Genomic DNA, 20,171 nt, shown 5'->3' with positions numbered 1-20,171 from the left:
AACGTCCGCAATATCGATTGCAAAAGCAAGCAGGAGAAAATTATTCTGATTGATGTTGTGAACAGGGCGTGGGCGATACTAACTGGCCAACTTTGCGGAATGACGTGGTGATTATTGCTTCAGACTTTATTGCAATGTCTGCAATTCTCGGGGGCTGCTTCGGACTGAGGAGTGCTTTCAGCACATTGCGCAACTCTATCGATAGCTTTGAAAGACCAAAGGCTCAGGTCGCGGGTTCATATCCCTTCAAGGCGTTTAGGGAACTCGATTGTTGTGGTTGAGAAGTTTGGCCCAGATTCTTGACTGACAAGCCGCACATCGGCTAACCGCGGAGTCAGCATAGAACACTTCGTTGTAGACTAATGGCTAAAAATTTAACCCAGAGAATGCACCGAGCGACACGTAAATATTTCTCGACTTAAAGGCTGGCAAAAAATCGGTCGGGTTCGAGTAATCCTTCTGATGCGTTGAAATAATCGGACCATCGCTATTTAATATTCATTCGATTATGAAATTTTAAAAATATAAATGAAATATAATGTTAAGAATAAATATGCTAAAATTTATTGCAGACAAGAAGCATAATTGTTTCTACGTTGAATAGGATCCGATCCTCAAGAGCAGATTTTGCCATTAAATCGCGCTCAAAAATTATTGAGCCTGTAAACCGGTTCGTCAGATAGTAATAGCTAACCGCGGCAATCGTAATATTCAGTTGTACAGGGTCGATGCCTTCACGAAAAACACCGTCCCTTACTCCTCGCTCCAATAGTTCCGCGACCATACTGACAAGTTTGCGACTGGAAGCCCGAACGATTTCGGATTTCTTGAGATGCTTGGCTCTATGCAGATTTTCGCTGTTTACGAGCGTGAGGAATTCGGGGTTCTTGAGATAATACTCCCACGTAAAGCGCACGAGCCTTTCGAGCGCGGCTTTTGGATCCAGGTCCTTGAGATTTAGTTTTTGCTCCGCAGCGCGAATTTCGAGATAAACGTTCTCCAACACAATGCGGAAGAGATCTTCCTTGCTTCCGTAGTAGTGATAAATCATCCGCTTGTTGGATTTGGCCTTTTCAGCAATATCGTCCACGCGGGCGCCGCCCAAACCGTTCTTTGCAAATTCTTTTTTTGCAGCTTCCAGAATGCGCAGCTTTGTAGCCTCGGCATCGCGGATACGTGGTTTTGGGCCTGATTTTTCTTGCTGCTCGCTTGTCACGCTCAAGGCCTGTCCTCCGCTGGGTTAGTGTGTGCGATCTACTCATACACGTACGAATCGCGTGTCGTCAAAATCGAACCGATAACACGACACGCGCAAGTTCATTGTAAACCACTTGACGAGAAGTGCAATAATGCAGTAACCAGTTAGTGCGTTATTGGAGTGACGCCTATCACGGATAGCGGACGAGTGAACTCGCCAATGTCGAGTCCGCCGCAGCCCGGGATACGCTTTCAGACGGGATTCGGGAGGAATATATGTCAAGCTTCATAAAAGGCTTTATTGAGCGTGAGACGCTTAACCGTCGCAATTTTCTTTTCGCCGCCGCGGCCGGACTGGGGGCTGTCGCCATGCCGGAAGTTTTTGGACGTGGTGCGGCGCTGGCGGCATTGAGCGATCCGGCGGTGGCCTGGAGCTATCGCGACCGCGCATCAGCATATTGGAATTCGGTCGTTTCGGGCGGCGAAGCCTTCGTGGAATCGCTTGGAAGGCCAAAAACGGCGCTAGTCAGTTTGATCAATGAGGGCTCGACTGAAAAGTCGCTGGCAGACATCAAGGCGTTTCTCGCCAAGAGCAATGGTAATTGCGCGATAGCCTGCGATCCCAATGATAGCCCCAATGCGCGTCCCGTGGTTGAAGCAGTCCAGGCCGCTGGCGGTTTTATTTCCACGATATGGAACAAAACCGACGATCTGCATCCCTGGGACTTCGGCGATAACTACGTCTCCCATATGACGTGGTCCGATGAGAAACCGGCCGAGGAAACCGCGCGCATCCTTTTCGAAGCCATGGGCGGCGAGGGCGGCGTTGTGCATCTTGGGGGTATCGCGGCCAATAATCCGGCTGTTGAACGCCTTAACGGCTTAAAAAATGCCCTGAAAGATTTCCCGAACATCGAATTGCTCGATGCACAGCCTGCCGACTGGGATACCCAGAAGGGTGCGGCATTGATGTCTTCCTTTCTTACGCGATACGGAGACAAGATCAAGGGTGTGCATTGCGCAGCTGACAATATCGCTTACGGCGTTATTGAAGCCCTGCGCGCTGAAGGCATCGAGAATATGCCGATCGTGGCCTATGACGGCAATCCAGAAGCCGTGCAAATGGTGATGGAAGGCCAGCTTCTCGCTACGGTATTTACCAACCCCCATTGGGGCGGCGGCATCAGCGCTGCGCTCGCCTATCATGCCGCGATTGGAACCTTCAAGCCTTCGGAGGAGCCAAAGGAACATCGCGAGTTCTACGGACCGACGATCCTCATCACCCAAAAAGATGCGGCCGATTTCAAGGCCAAGTATCTGGATGCGGTTCCCGCATATGACTGGAAAGATTTCTGGGGTCCTACGAACGGTCAGATCAAATACTGATCTTTGCCGATTGGCGGCGGCCGGAGTGCCGTCGCCATTTTTCCCAGTTCAGACTTCATAAGAAGAGGGTAGTCCGACGTGGCACGTCATCTATCGCGCGAAACCTTGATCAAGTGGGCACCGCTTTTGGTGCTGATAGCTCTTATCATTCTTTTCACTGCGCTCAATCCCACATTTTTCTCGGTCAGGAATTTCGCACGCATTGCCATTGCATCGGCTCCGGCACTCATGGTGGCTGTGGGGGTGACTTTCATAATCATAATGGGGTCGATCGATCTCTCCATGGAAGGGTCGATTTCACTGACAGCGGTCTCGTTTGCCTTTGTCTTCGCTGTTTTCGGCGGATCCTCGACAGGTCTCGGATGGATTGCCCTTCCGATAATATTGATGCTTGGCGGTTTCATAGGCCTATTGAACGGACTTGTGCATGTTAAGCTAAAGATACCGTCTTTTATGGCAAGCCTTGCCATGGGGTTCGTTGGAACAGGGGCCGCGATCCTGCTCACAGGCGGGGATATCGTCAGAGTTAGCGATAGCGCTTTTCGAAGCTTGCTCACCGTTCGCTGGCTGGGATTTCCATTGATGGTTTACGTTGCGGCTTTTTTCTTCCTCGTGGCCTGGTTCATTCAGACGCATACCACGCTGGGGCGCAATTTTTATGCGGTCGGTGGCGGTGAAGATCTTGCTCACGCATCGGGTCTTAACGTCAAGCGCGTCCGTATTGTGGGCTTTGCGCTTGCTGGTATTTTCTATGCCATCGCCGCCATACTGGTCGTGGCGCGTATAGGCCAGGCGGAATCGGTAACAGGTACAAACTTCATGTTCGTGTCCATCACTTCCGTTGTGGTCGGTGGTGTGGCTCTCTGGGGCGGAATCGGGGGCGTGTGGAATGCGCTCGTGGGCGTGTTGATCGTCAATGTGATAGACAACGGACTGGTCGTTATTGGCCTTCCCGATTTCATTCAGGACGGCGTGCTCGGTCTCCTTGTTATTGTGGCGGTTGTGCTGTCGACCGACCGCAAGATGGTCTCCTTCGTCAAGTGAGGTGTGCACTATGTATGAGCTCAAATCCCTCGACAAGAAATTCCCAGGCGTTCATGCCCTCAAGGGTATCAATTTTCACATCAAGCGTGGCGAGATCGTCGGATTGGTCGGCGAAAACGGCGCCGGTAAATCTACTTTGATGAAAGTCATTTATGGTGCCTATCAACCGGACGGAGGACAGGTGCTCATCAATGGAACCCCCGTTCGCTTTGCCAATCCGCGCCAAGCGATGGAAAAGGGTATCGGGATGGTGTTCCAGGAGCAGTCGCTGATCCCGAACCTCACTGTGATGGAAAATATCTTCCTTGGTTACGAACGCCAATTTGTGCGTCTTGGCGTCGTTAACTGGAAGGCGATGGCAAAAGCGGCGAGCCAACAACTTGCCAAGGTAAAGCTTGATATCGATCCGACACTTGTCACGTCGAAACTGTCATTCGTTCAGCGTCAGTTGGTGGAATTGGCTAAGGTACTGACTCTGGAAGAACGTGTCGCTGGCGATCTTGTCATTTTGCTCGACGAACCCACCTCGGTTTTGTCAAAGGAAGAGGTCCGGCTGCTTTTCAAACTGGTACGAGAACTGACAACGCGTGCGTCCTTTATATTCGTCTCTCACCGTATGGATGAGGTGATGGAACTTTCTGATCGTATCTACGTCATGAAAGATGGCCAGGTCGTGGATGTTGTTGATCGCGGTGGCGCGAGCGCCGAAGAAATCCAGCATAAGATGGTGGGGCGCAACGTCGACAAACAATATTATCGGGAACATCTCCAGAAGCCTTTTGACGCTGCAAATGTGCTTGTCGAGATGGAGAATGTCGGCCTGCCTGGCCGGGTCCGCGATATCTCGTTCAAGCTTCATGCCGGCGAGGTGCTGTGTCTGGTCGGCACGGAAGGGTCGGGCCGCGAGGCAATCCTTCGGACAATCTATGGCATGTTGACGCCGTCAATAGGATGCTTGCGGATCAAAGGGCAGGAGGCGAATGCTTATTCTCCGCGCCAGTCAGTTGCCAATGGCGTTGGCTATGTGCCGCGCGAGCGCAAGATTGAAGGCATTGTGTCCGGCATGAATGTCTATGAGAACATGACCCTTTCACAAATGAAGAACCATTCAAGCGGTGGCGTTCTGCGGGTCGCGGAGGAACGGGCCCTTGCCCGTGGCTGGATCGAGAAGCTGTCGATCAAAGCTCATTCCGAGTTTGCTGATTGTGGCAATCTCTCAGGCGGTAATCAACAAAAGGTTGTGCTGGCCAAATGGCGTTCCGGCGGTTCTGACATCATGCTTCTCGATCATCCCACCCGAGGTCTCGACATCGGCGCCAAGGAAGACGTCTACGACATGATCCGTGAGATGAGCGCGGCAGGAGTTGGAATCGTTTTGGTTGCTGATACGCTGGAAGAAGCGATTGGATTGTCGCACACCATTGTCGTTCTCAAGGATGGGCGTATCCAGAAATGCTTTTCGGCCGACCCGGCTTCCAAGCCGACGCCGTTTGATCTGCTGCATTATATGATCTGAGGATAAGATGGATATTCAGCGCCTTAAACCACATTTGCCCTGGATTACCCTGGTTGTGCTTGTCGCGATCGTGGGTTTCGCTGATCCAGGCTTTTTGCGGCCGTCGAACCTTCTGGGTATAGCGGGCGATATTGTGCCGCTTTTCATCATGGCGCTCGGCCTTACCTTTGCGATCTACATTGGCGGCATCGATCTCTCGGCTCAATCGATGGCAAATATGGTAACGGTCATCGCATCTGTTTACCTTGCATCCCTGGGGCCGTGGGTGGCCGTGCTTTGTATTTTGTCGGGCTTTCTTCTTGGCGCGCTTTCGGGTTTCGTAACGACAAGGCTTTATGTGCCGTCTTTCATTTCGACGCTCGCTGTTGGTGGCATTGCGTTTTCAATCGCACAATGGCTCTCCGGTCAACGGGCGCTCAACATGGACGCCATTCAGCGTAACGAAACTTTCGGCTGGATGATCGGCCGTAGTTTTGGTGTGCCGCATGAATTGCTCATCGCGGCGGCATTGGTGGCGATCTGTCTATTTATTGAACGCCGCACCACACTTGGCCGTGCGCTTAAGGCGGTCGGAGCCGGAGAGCTAGCCGCCGCGGCTTCAGGTCTTAATGTCAAGCGTTTCAAGGTTCTGGCTTTCGCTATATCAGGCGCCTTGGCCGCGGTCGCGGGCCTCCTTTTTGCGGTCAAGCTCTCCGGTGGCGCACCGACCATCGCCAACGGCTTTTTGCTTCCCGCAATTGTCGCTGTGCTGGTTGGAGGTACGCCGCTTACGGGTGGTGTTGGTGGGGTGATCAACACTGTTGTCGGCACCCTGATCGTCGCGGTTATCCGCGCATCGATGCTCTATTTCGAAATCGACGCGACCAAGCAGCAAATGCTGTTCGGGATCGTGCTTATCGCGGCAATCGCCCTGACGATCGATCGCGCCAAACTGCGCACGGTAAAGTAAAAAAGGAATAGTTCATGAAAATGAAAGCAGCTTTCCTTTCAGCTCCACGGCGTTTTGAGGTTCGTGAGATCGATGTGCCTCGCATAGGGCCGGAGGACGTGCTTGTACGCGTGGCGCGAACCGGAATTTGCGGAACCGATATTCATATTTTTAACGGTCATTATGCCTTCGATAGTTTGCCGCTGGTTCCAGGTCACGAATTTTGTGGAACGGTTGCCGAGTGCGGTGCCAATGTAAAGCATCTTTCGGTTGGATCGCGCGTCGTCGTTGATATCAATATAGGCTGTGGAACCTGTTTCTGGTGCCGTCGCAACGAGGTGCTTAACTGTGCGGAAGTCACCCAGCTTGGCATTGGTCGCAATGGGGCTTTCGCGGAATATGTTTCGGTTCCTGCGCGACTGGCCATCCCCGTATCTACCAATATAGCCGATGACATCCTTGCGTTGACCGAGCCGGTTGCCTGTGTGGTGCGCGCGGCACGCAAGGCGGGCGTGAGTTTTGGCCAGTCAGTGGTCGTGCTCGGCGCCGGCCCAATCGGAAATCTTCATGTGCAGATGATGCGGCTGGTCGGTGCAGCTCCGATTATCGTCGTTGATCTTTCACCGGAGCGCTGTCAAATGGCCCTTGCCGCAGGCGCGGATTTCGCCATAAGCGATCCTGCTGAAGTTCGCCAGACGGTTTTGCAAATGACGGGCGGACGCGGTGCCGACTTTGTGATTGAAAGCGTCGGCAGTCGTAAACTCTACGAGCAAGCTTTTGATCTGATCAGACGGGGCGGGCACGTCGCGTTCTTCGGCATTACCGCACCGGACGAAGCGATACCGGTCAATATTCTTCGAACAGTACTTGAGGAGAACGGTCTGAAAGGCTCTGTCGCCGGCATGGGCGCAGATATGCACGATGCGCTGACCTTGCTGTCGCATGGGCGCTTTCAGACGGAAAATTTCACGAATGCAAGCTATAGCCTGGAGGATATCCAGGAGGCTTTCGAAACCATTGGTCAGCGACCGCAACATCTCAAGACGCAGATCGCTATTGCGGCGCAATAAAATCGAAGTGGAGGTATCCGATGGATCACAATAACGCATTCCTTTCACCCCCGCGCGAAGCACGTAATTTCGGTTTCTTTATCGATGGGCAGTGGAAGGAGGGTACTGATTACTTCGAGCGACTTTCGCCGGGTCACGGGACGCCGGTCACACGAACTGTTCGTTGTACCACCGAGCATCTTGATGAAGCCGTGGGAGCGGCAAGGCGGGCCTTTGAGGATCGCCGCTGGTCAGGCTTGTCAGGAGCAGCTCGAGGCGGCGTGCTTCTGAGGGCAGCGGAGATTCTGCGTCGCCGACGCGATGAGATTGCCTATTGGGAGACGCTGGAAAACGGCAAGCCGATCTCGCAGGCGCGTGGAGAAATCGACAATTGCATTGCCTGTTTTGAAGTCGGTGCCGGAGCGGCGCGGCTTCTACATGGCGATAGCTTCAATTCGCTCGGTGACGATCTTTTCGGCATGGTGCTGCGCGAGCCCATCGGTGTTGTCGGCCTGATCACGCCTTGGAATTTTCCGTTCCTGATTTTGTGTGAGCGCGTGCCGTTTATTCTGGCCTCCGGCTGCACTGCGGTCGTCAAGCCATCGGAAGTGACGTCCGCGAGCACATTGCTGTTGGCCGAAGTGCTGGCTGAAGCCGGTCTGCCCGCAGGTGTCTTTAATGTGATTACCGGCTCCGGACGTATTATTGGCCAGGCTATGGCTGAACATCCGGACGTGGACATGCTCTCCTTCACCGGTTCAACCGCGGTGGGACGTTCCTGTGTTCACGCCGCCGCCGACTCCAATTTCAAGAAACTCGGTCTGGAACTGGGCGGCAAGAACCCAATCATTGTATTTGCCGATGCAGATCTGGAAGACGCGGCGGATGCCGCGGCATTTGGTATAAGCTTCAATACCGGGCAGTGCTGTGTTTCCTCGTCGCGCCTGATCGTCGAGCGTTCGATCGCTGCGGAGTTTGAAAAGTTGCTCGTGGAGAAAATGGCCAAAATCCGCGTCGGCGACCCGCTGGATCAAAATACCCAGGTTGGCGCAATAACGACTGAAGCGCAGAACGCCACGATTTTGGAATACATAGCCAAAGGTGGGGCGGAGGGTGCCAAGCTTCTTTGTGGTGGAACTCCGCTTGACCTTGGCTGCGGACAATATATTGCACCAACGCTTTTCTCGGGCGTTTCTCGAGAAATGGCGATTGTACGGGATGAGATTTTCGGCCCCGTGCTCTGTTCTATGCATTTTGATACATTCGAAGATGCGATCCAAATGGCAAATGATACGGTCTACGGGCTTGCTGCAAGTGTCTGGACCAAGAATATCGACAAGGCGCTTATGGTAACGCGGCGCGTGCGTGCCGGACGGTTCTGGGTGAATACGATCATGGCAGGTGGCCCGGAAATGCCACTTGGTGGCTTCAAGCAGTCTGGTTGGGGTCGCGAGGCCGGGATATATGGCGTAGAGGAATACACGCAAATCAAGTCCGTTCACTTTGAAATAGGCAAACGCTCGCATTGGGTAGCATGATGACGACAGGTTATGATTATGTGATAGTCGGGGGAGGGAGTGCCGGCTGCGTCCTTGCCGCACGTCTTTCGGAAAATCCTTCTGCACGTGTCTGTCTTATTGAAGCGGGCGGACGGGACAGTCATCCATTCATCCATATGCCGGTTGGCTTTGCTAAAATGACCACGGGTCCTCTGACCTGGGGGCTCAAGACTACGCCTCAACGACATGCGAACAATCGCGAGATTCCATATGCTCAGGCCAAAGTACTTGGCGGCGGTTCTTCCATCAATGCCGAGATTTTTACACGCGGTCATCCGAGCGATTATGACCGTTGGGAAAAAGAAGGCGCTGAGGGTTGGAGTTTCAAGGATATACAGAAGTATTTCCTTCGTTCCGAGGGTAACGCGATCCTTTCGGGTGGTTGGCATGGGACCGATGGGCCGCTCGGAGTCTCAAATATTCCTGATCCCCAACGCATGACGCGTGCATTTGTGCAGAGCTGCCAGGAATACGGTATTCCCTATAATCCGGACTTCAACGGGCCAACCCAGGATGGGGCTGGCGTTTATCAGACGACGATCCGTAATAACCGCCGCTGTTCGGCAGCCGTTGGCTATCTGCGGCCGGCCCTGAAACGCCCAAACCTGACCCTGGTCACCGGCGCATTGGTCCTGCGGATCGTTTTTGAAGGCCGGCGTGCTATCGGTGTCGATTATGCGATCAACGATAAGCGAATGACAGCGCGTGCCGATCGCGAAGTGCTTGTGACGTCCGGTGCGATTGGCACGCCAAAACTGATGATGCTATCAGGCATCGGGCCAGCGGCTGCCCTGCGCAGCCATGGCATTGATGTGATAGAGGACCTCGCGGGCGTAGGGGAGAATCTGCAGGATCATTTTGGCGTTGATATCGTCGCTGAACTTCAGAATCATGACAGCCTTGATAAATACAACAAGCTCCACTGGATGTTGTGGGCCGGTATTCAGTATTCCCTTTTCAATTCAGGTCCTATCACCTCGAATGTTGTTGAAGGTGGTGCATTCTGGTACGGCGACAAGGAGAGCGTCAGTCCCGACCTGCAGTTCCATTTCCTTGCCGGCGCAGGAGCGGAAGCTGGAGTTCCAAGCGTATCGAAAGGGGCTTCCGGCATAACGCTCAACTCATATACGCTTCGACCGAAGTCACGTGGAACGGTTGCCTTGCGCTCTGCCGATCCGCGCGATCTGCCGGTCATCGATCCCAATTATCTCGCTGATCCGGAAGATTTGAAAATTTCCGCCGAGGGTGTGAAGATCAGCCAGGAGATATTCAATCAGCCGTCCCTGCAAAAATACATCAAGGCGCTGCGCTTTCCCGATAAGAATGTAAGGACGCAGGCGGACTATATCGCTTATGCCCGGCAATATGGTCGCACGTCCTATCACCCCACTTGCACCTGTAAGATGGGAACGGATGCAATGTCTGTCGTCGATCCGCAACTGCGTGTGCATGGTGTTGACGGCATTCGTATCTGCGACAGTTCCATCATGCCAAGTCTGGTCGGCTCCAATACCAACGCCGCGACCATAATGATTGCAGAAAAAGCGGTCGACATGATCCGCGGCAACGCCTGATTGATTCGATAGTTTCATAGGAAGGCGGCCAATGGCCGCCTTTTTTTGTCAGTCCCATTCGGGCGTCCAAGGCAGTTGGCCTGACTTGACGACACGATAATCGAGGGCGTTGAGGGCATCGATCCTGTTCATATCGATCGACGACAAAGTAAAATCCATAATGCTGAAATTGGCCGTTATATTCTCCGGCCGTGTCGACATCGTATTCAGCGGTATGCCTTTTTGCAATATCCAGCGTAACGCGATCTGCGCTGGCGATTTATCATAGCTATCGCCAATCTCGGAAAAGAGATTATGCTTGAACACTTCACCGCGGGCGATTGATGCATAGGAGGAAAGCGGAATGCCTGTCTGCTCGGCCGCCGCCAGAAGTTTTCTCTGGTCCAGCAAAGGATGAAATTCGACCTGGTTGGTAACGAGTGGCACTTCAATGGTCGCTTTGGCCTCATGCATCATACGTGCGGTATAATTTGATACACCGACGAAGCGGGCAAGGCCCTGCAACTGTGCTGATTGCAGCAGGCGCAGTGAAGAAGCAATCTCGCCGCCTGTGTCGGGCCAGTGCAAAAGCAGAACATCGACACGATCAAGCCTGAGGGCTTTTAGACTGGCTTCGACCGAGGGGATGAACTTATCCTCCGAATAATTTTCGGGATGTACCTTTGTTGTAATACACAGTTCGTCACGAGCAATGCCACACGTCGCCAATGCGTGCCCCGTGTCCATCTCGTTGCCGTACATTTGTGCCGTATCGAAAGCTCTGTAGCCTGCGGCAAATGCTGCTTCCATAGCATTTCGCAATTCCGCTCCCTTAAGCGGATAGGTACCAAAACCGCGCTGAAAGCTCTTTTGAAAATAGATGTTCATGTGTCCTCCCTGATTGGTGTTGAGGCGGCGCGGCGAGAACCGGCTTGCGTGCCCACACCGCTTGTGATTAATGTATAACTAGTTAGTTACTTAATGCAAAGGCATGTGGAGGTTTTGATGCGGAAGGTGAAGTCAGCGGAGGACGCGGTAAAGCTCATAAAGGATGGTGCAGTCATAGCCGTCAACTCATCTTCCGGCCTTTGTTGCCCTGATGCCGTTTTGAAGGCTTTGGGTGAGCGGTTCGACAATGAGGGGCACCCGCGCGGCCTGACTTCAGTTCATCCGATTGCGGCCGGCGATTTCTTTGGCACGCGCGGCGTCGATCATATCGCGAAGCCCGAAATGCTTGTCCAGATTATCGGTGGCTCATACCCATCCGGGCCCAGCAATGCCGAGCCTCCGCTTATCTGGCAGATGATTGTGCAAGAGAAGCTGGCCGCATGGAATGTGCCTTCAGGTATCGTCTTTGATATGTTGCGTGAGGGCGCGGCCAAACGGCCCGGTGTGCTGACAAAGGTCGGGATGGATACTTTTGTGGATCCCGATCAGGAAGGCTGCGCGATGAATGCCAGCGCACGCGCGAAACCATTGGTCAAGCGGGTATCTTTTGAAGGAGAAGACTGGCTGCATTTTCCGGCCATTCGTCCCGATGTAGCAATCATTCGCGCGACGACCGCAGATGAGAAGGGCAATCTCACCTTCGAGCATGAAGGCGCGACACTTGGAGCCATGGAAATGGCGCTGGCCGCCCGAAATTCCGGAGGCATCGTAATCGCACAGGTGAAGCGCGTCGCAGCAAGCGGTACAGTCCGCCCGCATGACGTCCGGGTGCCCGGTATACTGGTCGACATGATCGTAGAGGTGCCCGATCAGTTGCAAACCACGGCAACGCAGTACGATCCGGCGATCTCGGGCGAGCTTTTCCGTCCGCTTGATAGTTTCGATATACCAAAGCTCGACGTGGGCAAGGTCATCGCGCGCCGCGTTGCACAGGAACTGGAAGCTGATTGGGCGGTCAATATTGGTTTCGGCATTTCAGCCAATGTACCGCGAATCCTGATTGAAGAAGGACATCACGGAAAAATCACCTGGGTTATCGAGCAAGGGGCTGTAGGTGGTGTGCCGTTGCTTGATTTCAAATTCGGTTGTGCTTCCAATGCTGAGGCGTTTGTCGCTTCCCCGCACCAGTTTAGCTATTTTCAGGCAGGAGCTTTTGATTGTTCGCTCCTGTCATTTCTGGAAGTCGATGCTGACGGATCGGTCAATGTCAGCCGATTGGCGGCAACGCCACATCGCACCGCAGGCGCGGGCGGTTTTGTTGACATCACCACTCGGGCAAAGAAAATCGTTTTTTCAGGCAACTTCAATGCTGGCGCAAAGATGCGCGTCGAAGACGGCCGCCTCGTGATCGACAGGGAAGGCAAAATTGCGAAGTTTGTTCGTAAGGTGGATCAGGTCAGCTTTTCCGGCAAGCGTGGCCGCATGCAGAAACAGGACGTTACCTATGTCACCGAGCGTTGCGTGATCCGTCTGGAACAGGACGGGCTCGTTGTGACGGAAGTTGCGCCCGGCATTGATCTTCAGCGCGATATTCTCGATCAGGCTGCAACACCATTGCGTGTTTCCAAAGCGTTGAAGACGATGGACGAAGCGCTGTTTCGCCCTGGCCTGATGGAGCTTGCACTATGAGTGATGCACGTATCGAGCTTCTTTTAGAAGGCCATATTGCGCGCCTGACAATTCGGCGCGCGGAAAAACTCAACGCAATCGATGCAGGCATGGCGGATGCCCTGCTTGACGCCTGCCGAAAGATCGAGCGGTCCGATGCCGGTGTGGCCATTCTCACCGGGGAGGGGCAAAAATCCTTCTGTGCGGGCGGCGACATAGATGCCTGGAGCCAACTCGATGCGGATAATTTTTCACGCCGCTGGTTGCGTGATGGACATGATGTTTTCGATGCGCTGGCGCGTCTGAGCGTGCCGGTCATCGCTGTGTTGAACGGGCATGCTTTGGGCGGCGGACTTGAACTCGCGGCCTGCGCCGATATGCGCATCGCGGAAGCACATGTGAAAATAGGCCTGCCGGAAACCGGGCTCGGGGTGATACCCGGCTGGTCAGGAACCCAGCGTGTGTCGCGGCGCTTCGGCCCTGGACTGGTTCGCCGCATGGCGCTCTTTGGTGAAGTGTTTTCTGCCGATGAGGCGCGTTCTCTTGGTCTGGTGGATCAGGTCGTCGCGACGGGAAATGGTTTGATGGCTGCTGAGGCGTTTGCCTCTCGCTTGCTGCAGCGGTCGCCGCGCGCAACGGAACTCGTCAAGATGCTTATCAATGTCGCTGAAGGGGAGGAAAGCGAGCGTATTGTGGAGGCTCTGGCCGGAGCGGTTGCCGTCGCCTCGGATGATTTGGAAGAAGGTCTTGCAGCCTATCGGCAGAAGCGCCGCGCCAGTTTCAAGAAATTCCTCCGGTGAGATGAGGCATATGATATCCGACGATAAACGTTTTCTGACGGAACTTTTTCATAGCGCGGTTGCTGCTGCCGATCCACAAAAAGCACTTAGTGCTCACCTCCCCATACCTCCACGCGGGCGGACGGTCGTGATCGGCGCCGGTAAGGGTGTAGCCCAGCTTGCTTCAGCATTTGAAAGATTATGGGATGCGCCGGTCGAGGGCGTCGTGGTGACGCGGTATGGCTATGCGATGGCCTGTCGTCATATCAAGATACTGGAGGCCGCGCATCCAGTGCCGGATGCCGCAGGGCTGGCAGCATCCAGGGCGCTTTTCGAAGCGGTTCGGGGTCTTACCAAGGATGACCTCGTTGTTGCTTTGATTTGCGGCGGCGGATCAGCGCTGCTCCCAGCCCCGCCGGGGCCTCTGACGCTGGAGGAAGAGGCCGCGATGAACAAGGCGCTTCTTGCAAGCGGCGCTCCTATATCTGTGATGAATGCGATCCGCAAGCAGGTTTCGGCAATCAAAGGCGGGCGTCTGGCCGCGGCTTGCTATCCTGCGCGTCTGGTGACGCTGGTTGTATCTGACATTCCCGGCGATGATCCGGCACAAGTCGCCAGTGGGCCAACCATACCTGACGCCATGGATCGTCAAAGCGCGCGCAAACTGGCCAAGGTTTGGAATATTGGTCTTCCCAAGCGCATTGAAGCGTGGCTTGCAGGAGATCAAGGGCTGGCGCCAAAGCCAGAAGACGCTATGTTTGCGGGTAATGAGGTGCGGGTCATCGCTTCTGCGCATCTTTCTCTGGAAGCAGCGGCCGGGCGGGCGGAGGCCATGGGAGTTCCGGCGGTCATTCTGTCGGACGCGATGGAGGGTGAAGCACGCGATGTGGCTCGTGTTCACGCGGCAATGGCGCGTGAAATTGCAGCGCGTAATCGCCCTTTCACCCGCCCCGTTGTCATGCTTTCGGGGGGCGAAACAACTGTGACCATTAAGGGCACTGGTCGCGGCGGGCGCAATACGGAGTTCCTTCTGTCACTTGCACTTGCAGCCGAAGGTGTTCCTTTCGCCGCACTAGCGGCCGATACCGACGGTATTGATGGTTCAGAGGATAATGCCGGAGCCTTTGCTGATGGACACAGTATGCAACGTTTGCGAGAAATGGGGATGGACCCTTTTTCGCTCCTTGCTCGTAACGATGCGTGGAATGCATTCAACCAGTTGGGAGATTTGTTTATCCCCGGTCCGACGGGAACGAATGTCAACGATTTCCGTGCAATCCTGATTCGATAGACACAGCCAGCCCGCGCTTTATGCATCGCGCGGGCTGAAATTTCTTCTTATGTCGGCACGGGCGCGTCTTCTCGTAACAAGCCTTTTTGCTTGAGGTCGTACCAGAACTCTGTTGGAATCGGATGGGCGAACCAGGCGAGATTTTGCTCCAACTGTTCAAGCGTGCGCGTGCCCGCCATGAATGATGGCACGGCTGGATGGGCAACGACAAATTGAAGCGCTGCGGCGGCCAGCGGCACATTGTGCTCCAGGCAAACAGCTTCGATCTTTGCCACTTTTTCCATGATTTCACGTGGTGCAGGGGCGTAGTTGTATTTAGCGCCTTCGCGTGCGCCCGTGGCAAGGATGCCGGAATTAAAGCCACCACCAACGACAACGGCAGCACCGCGTTCCTCACACAATGGCAGGAAAGTATCGAGCGCTTCCTGTTCCAGCAGTGTATAGCGGCCGGCCAGCAGGAAGCAGTCGAAATCATTGCGCTTGAGCGCTTCGTGGCACACTTCCCATTCATTGACGCCAACGCCGATGGCCTTCACGAGTTTTTCGGAGCGAAGCCGCTCCAATGCCCGCCAGGCGCCATCCATTGCCTGCTTGAATACTTCGACCTGTTCGCTGCCGCGCGTGTACACATCAATATCGTGGATGAAGCACATATCCATTCGCTCCAGCCCCAAGCGTTGCAAACTGTCTTCGAACGCACGCATCGTACCGTCATAAGTATAATCGAAATGCATGGTAAACGGAGCGGCATTCGTCCATGGCGCGAAGTCGATTGTGTTGCGCGGCGCGGGGCGTAAAAGCCGTCCAACTTTCGAAGCCAGCACGAAATCGTCGCGTTTCTTCCAGCGCAGGTTGTGACCGGTACGCAGTTCTGCCAAACCATGGCCATACATTGGCGCGGTATCGAAAAAGCGCACGCCGGCATCCCAGGCCCGGGAAAACATTGCTTCCGATGTCGCTTCATCGATCTCGCGGAAAATATTGCCAAGTGGTGCGGTGCCAAAACCGAATGCGGTGACTTCCAGGTCTGTTCGGCCAAATTTCCGTTTCTCGTCAGGCTGCATGAATCTCCTCCATAAGTAACCGAATGGTGCATAATAATCACGAGGCAATTCGGGGCGCAAGCCGCTTCCTTCCGATAGTGTCTTTTCCATCTTGACCTTGCAAGGAAGACAAATGTATGTAACTAGATAGTTACTTCATTGGAGGAGATGCCGATGTTTCTCACGCAGACACAACATCAGGTACGCGATATGGCGCGGGCCTTTGCCGACGAAATGATTCGTCCCGTGGCGGAAATGCTGGACAGGGAGGAGAGCTTCCCTGCGGACCTCTATATCGAGATGGGAAAGCTCGGCCTTTTTGGCATCGGCGTGCCGGAAGAACTCGGTGGGCCAGGTTTCGATACGCTGACCTATGCGGTCGTTATGGAAGAACTGAGCAGAGGCTATGCGCCGGTTGCCGATCAGTGCGGCCTTATCGAGCTTATTTCCACCTTGTTGGTGCGGCATGGTACCGACCGCCAGAAAGCCATGTTGCCGGATATTCTTTCGACGCGTGCGAAGGTGGCCTATTGCATAACCGAGCCCGAAGCCGGCACGGACGTTTCAGGCATTCGCACGACAGCGGTACGTGACGGCTCTGGCTGGCGGCTCAATGGCGGCAAGATCTGGATCCACAATGCACCTGTCGCAGATTACGGATTTGTGCTGGCGAGAACAGACAAGGAAGCCGGCAACCGGGGAATGTCCATCTTCATTGTGGATCTTCACGCTGAAGGCGTCGAAAGAGGTCCCAAGGAACACAAGATGGGCCAACGTGCGAGCCAAGTTGGCGCCTTGACATTTACCGACGTGCGCTTGCCCGCCGATGCCGTTCTTGGCATTGAGGGTCGCGGGTTTCATATGATGATGTCCGTGCTCGACAAAGGCCGTGTCGGCATTGCATCGCTTGCCGTGGGTATTGCTCAGGCCGGTCTCGAAGCCGCACTTGATTATGCAGGGACGCGCAAGCAATTCGGCAAACAGATTGCTGAATTCCAGGGTGTGCAATGGCTGCTGGCTGATATGGCAAAAGATATCGAAGCTGCACGGCTCCTGGTTCAATCGGCGGCATCAAAGATCGACAGCGGCGTTGATGCGACCAAAGCCTGTTCGATTGCCAAATGCTTTGCCGGTGATATGGCTGTTCAGCGCACCGCTGACGCTGTTCAGGTTTTCGGAGGTTCAGGTTATATTCGCGGTTTTGAAGTCGAGCGGCTTTATCGCGACGCCAAAATCACGCAAATCTATGAAGGTACGAACCAGATACAGCGCATGATCATCGCGCGAGAGCTCCTGAAAAAAGGAGCCAGGGCGTGAACGCACACAGAAACCATCGGGTTGCGCTGGTGACCGGATCATCGCGCGGCATTGGGCTTGCCGCGGCGCTGGCTTTGGCCAAAGAAGGCTTCGCTGTTGCAATCAACGGCCCCTCTGACGATGTAGAACTGGCCGCAGCAGTGGAAAAAGTTGCGTCTTTCGGTGTTCAGGTGGTCGCTGCCCCGTTCGACGTCACGAACATTGGCGGATATGAAACTGCGTTTGATCAGATTGAAGCGAAACTGGGGTCGCTTACCACGCTTGTCAATAATGCGGGCGTCGGCGTTTTGAAACGCGGCGACATGCTGGACGTCTCAGAAGAAAGTTGGGACCGCTGCTTTGCCGTTAACACAAAAGCTGTGTTTTTTTTGAGCCAGACCTTTGCGCGACGCCTTCTTAAACGGCAGCGGTCGGCAAGCTTCCAATCGATTATCAATGTTACGTCTTCAAACGCGGTGGCTGTAGCTGTCCAACGCTCTGAATACTGTGCTTCAAAAGCCGCCGCCGCTATGATTTCCAAGGCGCTGGCAGTGCGCCTAGGACAAGACGAAATAGCCGTCTACGACGTGCAGCCCGGCTTAATTGCAACAGAGATGACAGCTCCGGTCATTGAATCCTATCGAGCGCGCGCCGAGCAGGGCCTCACCTTGTTTCCGCGCGTCGGAGACCCGCAGGAGATCGGCACCCTCATAGCTTCCTTAGCTTCTGGGCGGCTTCCTTATACAACTGGCATGGCGATTCCTGCTGACGCGGGCATGCTCGTACCACGCTATTGAGGTTACACCATGAAGATTGCACTTCCCGACGCAAGCGGTCGGCTCGCGGACTATCATATGAGTGGCAAGACGATTCCGTCTGCGAAACTTGGGTCGACTCCGGCGCGTATTGTCTATTCCGCTGCTCATGTCGTGGCCGATCCATTCACGGCTAGCGACCCTTCCGGACATGCGGCGATCGACTGGGGCAAGACGATGGAATTCCGCCATTACCTTGCTGGCTTGGGTCTTGGAATTGCGGAAGCTATGGACACGGCGCAGCGGGGCATGGGGCTCGACTGGCCGGGAGCACTTGAACTCATACGCCGCACACGGGAGGAGCTTCCCGACGCGCTGATCGCTAATGGTTGTGGGACGGATCATCTCGATCCATCAAAAGTTACAAGTCTGGATGAGGTGCGGCGGGCATATCTGAAGCAGGTTGAAGCCGTCCAGAAGATTGGCGGGCGCATTATCCTCATGGCATCTCGCGCTTTGACGCGTGTCGCAAGTGGACCGGATGACTATATCAAAATTTATTCCGAAGTGCTTTCGGCATGTGACAATCCGGTAATACTGCATTGGCTTGGCGATATGTTCGACCCGCAGCTTGCGGGCTATTGGGGGGCTTCATCCTTCGAGCCGGCAATGCAAACGGCTCTCACCATCATCGAGAACAATAGCCAGAAGATAGATGGCATCAAAATATCGATGCTGGATAAGCAAAAGGAAATTCAAATGCGCCGCCTGTTACCGGCTGGCGTGAAAATGTTTACGGGAGACGATTTCAACTATCCCGAACTGATCGAAGGCGACAGTGAAGGATTCTCGCATGCCCTCCTGGGTATATTCGATCCCCTTGCACCTGCGGCAGCCTATGCTGTCGAACAACTGACGAATGAAGACAAGGCGGGCTTCCGTGCGACATTGGACCCAACGGTGCCGCTTGCAAGGCTGATTTTCCGTGCGCCAACCCAATACTATAAAACAGGCGTAGTTTTCATTGCTTGGTTGAACGGCTTTCAAGATCACTTTGTGATGTTGAACGGCGCACAGGCTATGCGTCCACTTCCTTATTTTGTCGAACTTTTCCGGCTTGCTGACCAATGTGGTCTGTTGCGCCATCCCGAGCGCGCAGCAGACCGCATGAAAAAGCTGCTGGCGCTTTATGGAGCCTGATGATGCGTGATTTCTCGCAGGATCATTCAGCACTTGCGCTCAACACTGCCAGTCTTGGCCACAATCTCGACGGCCATGGCGCCGGCTGGTCCCCCGAGCGGCTTATTGATGCCTGTGCGGCGCGCGGTTTCGGTGCGATCGTATTCTGGCGGCGTGAAATCGGCAGGCGAGCGGTGGAGATCGGTGAACGAACGCGGGCGGCTGGCCTTTCGGTTGCCGGGCTGTGCCGTACGCCATTTCTTGTTGGGGCTGATGCGGTCAATCGGGATGTTGTGATTGATGGTGCAAAGGCGTCAATCGATATGGCCGCGGAACTCGGCGCGGCTGTGTTGACCATTGTCGTCGGTGGAGTACACCCGGCTTCGAAAGGTCCGGCGGAAAGTCTGAAGATTATTGCGGACCGCCTTGGTGACATCGTGCTTTATGCAGCCGAACGCAATGTTCGGTTGGCGCTCGAGCCTCTTAATCCCGTATATGCCGGTAATCGTTCCTGCTTGACCACCCTTCGCGATGCCGTTGACATTTGCGAGGCGCTTGCCGAGCCCAATCTTGGTATTGCAGTCGATGTCTATCATGTCTGGTGGGATACTGACCTTCCGGCTCAGTTGAAGCGAGCTGGCAAGGAGCGCATCTTGGGATACCACCTTTGTGACTGGCTCGCGGATACCAGCGATGTGCTGCTTGATCGCGGCATGATGGGGGATGGCGTCGCCGATCTGAGGTTCATTCGAGAAAACATTGAAAATGCCGGTTACGACGGACCTTGCGAAGTCGAAGTCTTCTCGGTCGATAATTGGTGGAAGCGGGATCCGGGCGAAGTCCTCGATGTTATGGTTGAGCGGTTCCGCACAGTTTGCTGAAGCTCTATTGGAGAAACTGATGAAAGTCCTTGTCGCAGTAAAACGTGTCGTCGATTACAACGTGAAGATCCGTGTCAAGGGCGACGGATCTGGCGTTGAGCTTTCGAATGTGAAGATGTCGATGAACCCGTTCGACGAGATTGCGGTTGAAGAGGCGAT

At 54.4% G+C, this 20,171-nt stretch carries 17 protein-coding genes and 1 pseudogene; 15 read left to right on the top strand and 3 right to left on the bottom strand.

What is annotated here, in order from left to right; translation table 11 throughout:
* Nucleotides 1–556 precede the first annotated feature (556 nt).
* Nucleotides 557–1,222, bottom strand: coding sequence for a TetR/AcrR family transcriptional regulator (locus FHW03_RS23320; protein WP_182522823.1), 666 nt, complete (start codon nucleotides 1,220–1,222; stop codon nucleotides 557–559).
* Between the two features lie 251 nt (nucleotides 1,223–1,473).
* Here FHW03_RS23320 and FHW03_RS23315 point away from each other — a divergent pair, with 251 nt between their 5' ends.
* The 7 genes from FHW03_RS23315 (at nucleotide 1,474) to FHW03_RS23285 (ending at nucleotide 10,253) form a co-directional block, all read left to right on the top strand.
* Nucleotides 1,474–2,583 (top strand): sugar ABC transporter substrate-binding protein, encoded by a 1,110-nt coding sequence (locus FHW03_RS23315; RefSeq protein WP_182522822.1) that lies wholly within the window; start codon nucleotides 1,474–1,476, stop codon nucleotides 2,581–2,583.
* A gap of 228 nt (nucleotides 2,584–2,811) precedes the next feature.
* Complete coding sequence (locus FHW03_RS23310; protein WP_377515586.1) at nucleotides 2,812–3,627, top strand: ABC transporter permease; 816 nt, start codon at nucleotides 2,812–2,814, stop codon at nucleotides 3,625–3,627.
* A 10-nt stretch (nucleotides 3,628–3,637) separates the two neighbouring features.
* Nucleotides 3,638–5,143 (top strand): sugar ABC transporter ATP-binding protein, encoded by a 1,506-nt coding sequence (locus FHW03_RS23305; RefSeq protein WP_182522820.1) that lies wholly within the window; start codon nucleotides 3,638–3,640, stop codon nucleotides 5,141–5,143.
* Nucleotides 5,144–5,150: 7 nt separating this feature from the next.
* Complete coding sequence (locus FHW03_RS23300) at nucleotides 5,151–6,092, top strand: ABC transporter permease (RefSeq protein ID WP_182522819.1); 942 nt, start codon at nucleotides 5,151–5,153, stop codon at nucleotides 6,090–6,092.
* A 14-nt stretch (nucleotides 6,093–6,106) separates the two neighbouring features.
* Nucleotides 6,107–7,141, top strand: coding sequence for a zinc-binding dehydrogenase (locus tag FHW03_RS23295; protein ID WP_235911195.1), 1,035 nt, complete (start codon nucleotides 6,107–6,109; stop codon nucleotides 7,139–7,141).
* A gap of 20 nt (nucleotides 7,142–7,161) precedes the next feature.
* Nucleotides 7,162–8,658, top strand: coding sequence for an aldehyde dehydrogenase family protein (locus FHW03_RS23290; protein ID WP_182522818.1), 1,497 nt, complete (start codon nucleotides 7,162–7,164; stop codon nucleotides 8,656–8,658).
* Nucleotides 8,658–10,253: a GMC family oxidoreductase N-terminal domain-containing protein gene (locus FHW03_RS23285; protein WP_182522877.1), complete on the top strand. Its 1,596-nt coding sequence runs from the start codon at nucleotides 8,658–8,660 to the stop codon at nucleotides 10,251–10,253. Before FHW03_RS23290 ends, FHW03_RS23285 begins: the two co-directional genes overlap by 1 nt.
* Nucleotides 10,254–10,301: 48 nt before the next feature.
* Here the strand turns inward: FHW03_RS23285 and FHW03_RS23280 are convergent, their stop codons facing one another.
* Nucleotides 10,302–11,120, bottom strand: a complete 819-nt coding sequence (locus tag FHW03_RS23280; RefSeq protein ID WP_182522817.1) for an aldo/keto reductase — start codon at nucleotides 11,118–11,120, stop codon at nucleotides 10,302–10,304.
* A gap of 117 nt (nucleotides 11,121–11,237) precedes the next feature.
* Between FHW03_RS23280 and FHW03_RS23275 the strand changes: the two genes are divergently transcribed.
* Genes FHW03_RS23275 through FHW03_RS23265 form a run of 3 tightly spaced genes read left to right on the top strand, consistent with a single transcriptional unit; the run spans nucleotide 11,238 to nucleotide 14,858 of the window.
* Nucleotides 11,238–12,809 carry an acyl CoA:acetate/3-ketoacid CoA transferase gene (locus FHW03_RS23275; protein WP_182522816.1) on the top strand — a complete coding sequence of 524 codons (1,572 nt, stop codon included), beginning with the start codon at nucleotides 11,238–11,240 and terminating at the stop codon, nucleotides 12,807–12,809.
* Nucleotides 12,806–13,588, top strand: a complete 783-nt coding sequence (locus tag FHW03_RS23270) for an enoyl-CoA hydratase/isomerase family protein (protein ID WP_113485902.1) — start codon at nucleotides 12,806–12,808, stop codon at nucleotides 13,586–13,588. Before FHW03_RS23275 ends, FHW03_RS23270 begins: the two co-directional genes overlap by 4 nt.
* A gap of 10 nt (nucleotides 13,589–13,598) precedes the next feature.
* The gene (locus FHW03_RS23265; protein ID WP_182522815.1) at nucleotides 13,599–14,858 is read left to right on the top strand and encodes a glycerate kinase; all 1,260 of its coding nucleotides are present in this window, start codon (nucleotides 13,599–13,601) and stop codon (nucleotides 14,856–14,858) included.
* Nucleotides 14,859–14,905: 47 nt separating this feature from the next.
* Here the strand turns inward: FHW03_RS23265 and FHW03_RS23260 are convergent, their stop codons facing one another.
* A complete protein-coding gene (locus FHW03_RS23260) occupies nucleotides 14,906–15,922 on the bottom strand; it encodes an aldo/keto reductase (protein ID WP_182522814.1) in 1,017 nt (338 codons plus the stop codon).
* A 153-nt stretch (nucleotides 15,923–16,075) separates the two neighbouring features.
* On the opposite strand from FHW03_RS23260, the gene FHW03_RS23255 reads away from it, so the two are divergent.
* The 5 genes and pseudogenes from FHW03_RS23255 to FHW03_RS23235 form a co-directional block, all read left to right on the top strand.
* Nucleotides 16,076–17,218 carry an acyl-CoA dehydrogenase family protein gene (locus FHW03_RS23255; RefSeq protein ID WP_182522813.1) on the top strand — a complete coding sequence of 381 codons (1,143 nt, stop codon included), beginning with the start codon at nucleotides 16,076–16,078 and terminating at the stop codon, nucleotides 17,216–17,218.
* On the top strand, nucleotides 17,215–17,994 hold the full coding sequence (locus FHW03_RS23250; RefSeq protein ID WP_182522812.1) for a 3-ketoacyl-ACP reductase: 780 nt from the start codon (nucleotides 17,215–17,217) through the stop codon (nucleotides 17,992–17,994). The genes FHW03_RS23255 and FHW03_RS23250 overlap by 4 nt, the downstream gene beginning before the upstream one ends.
* 9 nt (nucleotides 17,995–18,003) lie before the next feature.
* Nucleotides 18,004–19,152, top strand: a complete 1,149-nt coding sequence (locus tag FHW03_RS23245) for a dihydrodipicolinate synthase family protein (RefSeq protein ID WP_182522811.1) — start codon at nucleotides 18,004–18,006, stop codon at nucleotides 19,150–19,152.
* 2 nt (nucleotides 19,153–19,154) lie between these two features.
* On the top strand, nucleotides 19,155–20,012 hold the full coding sequence (locus FHW03_RS23240) for a sugar phosphate isomerase/epimerase family protein (protein ID WP_182522876.1): 858 nt from the start codon (nucleotides 19,155–19,157) through the stop codon (nucleotides 20,010–20,012).
* A 19-nt stretch (nucleotides 20,013–20,031) separates the two neighbouring features.
* Nucleotides 20,032–20,171: pseudogene (locus FHW03_RS23235) on the top strand (electron transfer flavoprotein subunit beta/FixA family protein); the annotation flags it as partial.

Source organism: Ochrobactrum sp. RH2CCR150 (genome assembly GCA_014138095.1).
Lineage (GTDB): Bacteria > Pseudomonadota > Alphaproteobacteria > Rhizobiales > Rhizobiaceae > Brucella > Brucella gambitense.
Note: the sequence above shows the minus strand (reverse complement) of the source record. Positions and strands in the feature narration are given on the sequence as shown.